Annotated in this window: 1 protein-coding gene and 2 rRNA genes; all 3 read left to right on the forward strand. The window is 55.8% G+C overall.

Going from position 1 to position 4,698, the window contains the following annotated elements:
• Positions 1 to 227, forward strand: a 227-nt coding sequence (locus tag AB0E69_RS41035; protein WP_360159790.1) for a hypothetical protein, incomplete at its 5' end; no start/stop codon positions are given.
• Positions 228 to 265: 38 nt separating this feature from the next.
• A 16S ribosomal RNA gene (locus AB0E69_RS41040) occupies positions 266 to 1,790 on the forward strand.
• Between the two features lie 504 nt (positions 1,791 to 2,294).
• A 23S ribosomal RNA gene (locus AB0E69_RS41045) occupies positions 2,295 to 4,698 on the forward strand; the annotation flags it as partial.

A 4,698-nucleotide genomic window follows, 5' to 3' on the forward strand; every position in this document is an offset into this window, starting at 1 on the left:
GCGGTGTGCGTCCGATTTTTGAGAACTCAACAGCGTGCCGAAAGTCAATGCCGAAAGATGCATTAACCCTGTCCGCAGGCGTTGAACGATCTTATCTGGGCCCCCGGGTTTTTGACGCGAGGGTTTGGGTGGTTGTTTGTCTGTGGGTGGATTCCTTTGAAATTATTACGGATAACATGCCAGTAATGGTTTTGTTTCTGATTCGAAGGATCAATACCTGTTGTTGACTCTCCAGTGCCTTTGGGTTCTGGGTTGTCTATATTTTTCAACGGAGAGTTTGATCCTGGCTCAGGACGAACGCTGGCGGCGTGCTTAACACATGCAAGTCGAGCGGTAAGGCCCCTTCGGGGGTACACGAGCGGCGAACGGGTGAGTAACACGTGAGCAACCTACCCTCAACTTTGGGATAAGCCTCGGAAACGGGGTCTAATACCGGATAATATCTCACTCTTCATGGGGTGGGGTTGAAAGTTCTGGCGGTTGGGGATGGGCTCGCGGCCTATCAGCTTGTTGGTGGGGTAATGGCCTACCAAGGCGTCGACGGGTAGCCGGCCTGAGAGGGCGACCGGCCACACTGGGACTGAGACACGGCCCAGACTCCTACGGGAGGCAGCAGTGGGGAATATTGCGCAATGGACGAAAGTCTGACGCAGCAACGCCGCGTGAGGGATGACGGCCTTCGGGTTGTAAACCTCTTTCAGCAGGGACGAAGCGAGAGTGACGGTACCTGCAGAAGAAGGACCGGCCAACTACGTGCCAGCAGCCGCGGTAATACGTAGGGTCCGAGCGTTGTCCGGAATTATTGGGCGTAAAGGGCTCGTAGGCGGTTCGTCACGTCGGGAGTGAAAACTCGGGGCTTAACCCCGAGCCTGCTTCCGATACGGGCAGACTAGAGGTAGGCAGGGGAGAGCGGAACTCCTGGTGTAGCGGTGGAATGCGCAGATATCAGGAAGAACACCGGTGGCGAAGGCGGCTCTCTGGGCCTTACCTGACGCTGAGGAGCGAAAGCGTGGGTAGCGAACAGGATTAGATACCCTGGTAGTCCACGCCGTAAACGTTGGGCGCTAGGTGTGGGGGACATTCCACGTCCTCCGTGCCGCAGCTAACGCATTAAGCGCCCCGCCTGGGGAGTACGGCCGCAAGGCTAAAACTCAAAGGAATTGACGGGGGCCCGCACAAGCGGCGGAGCATGCGGATTAATTCGATGCAACGCGAAGAACCTTACCTGGGTTTGACATATAGGGAAATCTCGCAGAGATGCGGGGTCCGTAAGGGTCCTATACAGGTGGTGCATGGCTGTCGTCAGCTCGTGTCGTGAGATGTTGGGTTAAGTCCCGCAACGAGCGCAACCCTCGTCCTATGTTGCCAGCACGCCCTTCGGGGTGGTGGGGACTCATAGGAGACTGCCGGGGTCAACTCGGAGGAAGGTGGGGATGACGTCAAGTCATCATGCCCCTTATGTCCAGGGCTTCACGCATGCTACAATGGCCGGTACAAAGGGCTGCGAAACTGTAAGGTGGAGCGAATCCCAAAAAGCCGGTCTCAGTTCGGATTGGGGTCTGCAACTCGACCCCATGAAGTCGGAGTCGCTAGTAATCGCAGATCAGCAACGCTGCGGTGAATACGTTCCCGGGCCTTGTACACACCGCCCGTCACGTCATGAAAGTCGGCAACACCCGAAGCCGGTGGCCTAACCCTTGTGGAGGGAGCCGTCGAAGGTGGGGCTGGCGATTAGGACGAAGTCGTAACAAGGTAGCCGTACCGGAAGGTGCGGCTGGATCACCTCCTTTCTAAGGAGCACTCGGCAGACACCCTCTGGGTGCCTGCCCATTCATCACTGCTCAGACGTTCGTTCTGAGGTGATGGTGCTTCGGACTGTGGAACATTGACCATTAGGTGGAAAGCGAAGTCGCTGAGACTAGTACTGCTGACACTCCCTTGAGGGGTGGAGGCGTGGAACGTGGATGGTGACGGAGTGGAACACCGAGGCGCGCTGTTGGGTCCTGAGAAATCGGACCCAACCAACAGGAGCTTGCTTCTGGGGGTTGGAATCGAGATCTCTGGGTCACGGATCAACTGGGTTGTCTGGTTGGTTGGGTGGCTGGGGCCGGCTCTCACCAAACGAGTGGTGTGGGTATCCCGTACTGGGTGTGTTGTTTCCCTGGGGCGGGTGCTGACCTGCTAGGTGGTGGTTTCAGGGTTGGTGTTCCTGCCCGTATTTTGAGAACTGTATAGTGGACGCGAGCATCTCTTTGTAGCAATTTTTGTCGTCTTTGTGTTGTGTTTGATTTTGGTGACAAGCTACTAAGGGCAATCGGTGGATGTCTTGGTACCAAGAGCCGATGAAGGACGTTGGAGCCTGCGATAAGCCCCGGGGAGTTGGCAACCGAGCTGTGATCCGGGGGTGTCCGAATGGGGAAACCCAGCTGGCATTCTAAAGCCAGTTACCAGTGCCTGAACACATAGGGTTCTGGAGGGAACGCGGGGAAGTGAAACATCTCAGTACCCGTAGGAAGAGAAAACAATTGTGATTCCGTGAGTAGTGGCGAGCGAAAGCGGATGAGGCTAAACCATGTGCGTGTGATAGCCGGCGTGCGTTGCGTGCATGGGGTTGTGGGAGCATTCTAGTCTTAATGCCGTGAGACTGAAGAGTTATAAATCACTGTTGAAGTCGAATCTTCTGGAATGTTGAGCCGTAGTGGGTTATAGCCCTGTAGGCGTAAGACAGTGACTCTTGAGTGTTTTCCCAAGTAGCACGGGACTCTTGAAATCCCGTGTGAATCTGGCGGGACCACCCGCTAAGCCTAAATACTTCTTGGTGACCGATAGCGGACTAGTACCGTGAGGGAAAGATGAAAAGTACCCCGGGAGGGGAGTGAAATAGTACCTGAAACCGATTGCCTACAATCCGTCGGAGCGCTCACCTTGTGTGGGTGTGACGGCGTGCCTTTTGAAGAATGAGCCTGCGAGTTAGTGGTGTGTGGCGAGGTTAACCCGTGTGGGGTAGCCGTAGCGAAAGCGAGTCTGAATAGGGCGTTTTAGTCGCATGCTCTAGACCCGAAGCGGAGTGATCTATCCATGGGCAGGTTGAAGCGTGGGTAAGACCGCGTGGAGGACCGAACCCACCAGGGTTGAAAACCTGGGGGATGACCTGTGGATAGGGGTGAAAGGCCAATCAAACTCCGTGATAGCTGGTTCTCCCCGAAATGCATATAGGTGCAGCGTCGCGTGTTTCTTACCGGAGGTAGAGCACTGGATGGTCTAGGGGGCTTACCGGCTTACCGAAATCAGCCAAACTCCGAATGCCGGTAAGTGAGAGCGCGGCAGTGAGACTGCGGGGGATAAGCTCCGTAGTCGAGAGGGAAACAGCCCAGATCACCAGCTAAGGCCCCTAAGCGATTGCTAAGTGGAAAAGGATGTGGAGTTGCCCAGACAACCAGGAGGTTGGCTTAGAAGCAGCCACCCTTGAAAGAGTGCGTAATAGCTCACTGGTCAAGTGATTCCGCGCCGACAATGTAGCGGGGCTCAAGCAATCCGCCGAAGCTGTGGCACTCACACAAGAACCCGGCGATCTTTCGGGATCGTCCAGGTGTGTGGGTGGGTAGGGGAGCGTCGTGCAGCGTGTGAAGCAGCCTAGTGATGGAGTTGTGGATGCTGCACGAGTGAGAATGCAGGCATGAGTAGCGAATGACGGGTGAGAAACCCGTCCGCCGGATGATCAAGGGTTCCAGGGTCAAGCTAATCTGCCCTGGGTAAGTCGGGACCTAAGGCGAGGCCGACAGGCGTAGTCGATGGACAACGGGTTGATATTCCCGTACCGGCATTAACACGACCCGACCGAACCCGCTGATGCTAAGGAACAGAAGCCACAAGGCCTTCGGGCTGCGTGGGGGATGTTTTGACCCGAGGTGGTAGTAGGTGCATTGAGGAGTGACGCAGGAGGGTAGTCCAACCGCGGCGATGGTAGGCGTAAGCTGATCCGCGGGCAAGGTGGTAGGGCGAGGCATAGGCAAATCCGTGTCTCATTGAGCCTGAGAGCCGAGGCGGACCCGTTCAGGGGAAGTGGATGATCCCATGCTGCCGAGAAAAACTTCGCAGTGAGTGTTAGAGCCGCCCGTACCCCAAACCGACACAGGTGATCAGGTAGAGAATACCGAGGCGATCGAGTGAACCATGGTTAAGGAACTCGGCAAAATGCCCCCGTAACTTCGGGAGAAGGGGGACCGGAACCGTTACATCCTTCACGGGTGGAAGCGGTGATGGTCGCAGAGACCAGGCCCAAGCGACTGTTTACTAAAAACACAGGTCCGTGCGAAGAAGTAATTCGATGTATACGGACTGACGCCTGCCCGGTGCTGGAACGTTAAGGGGACAGGTTAGCTGGTTTCGGCCGGCGAAGCTTTGAACTTAAGCGCCAGTAAACGGCGGTGGTAACTATAACCATCCTAAGGTAGCGAAATTCCTTGTCGGGTAAGTTCCGACCTGCACGAATGGCGTAACGACTTGGGCGCTGTCTCAACCGTGGACTCGGCGAAATTGCATTACGAGTAAAGATGCTCGTTACGCGCAGCAGGACGGAAAGACCCCGGGACCTTTACTACAACTTGGTATTGGTGGTCGGTACAATTTGTGTAGGATAGGTGGGAGACTGTGAAGCTCGGACGCCAGTTCGGGTGGAGTCATCGTTGAAATACCACT

The organism is Kribbella sp. NPDC026611, assembly GCF_040638345.1.
Lineage (GTDB): Bacteria > Actinomycetota > Actinomycetes > Propionibacteriales > Kribbellaceae > Kribbella.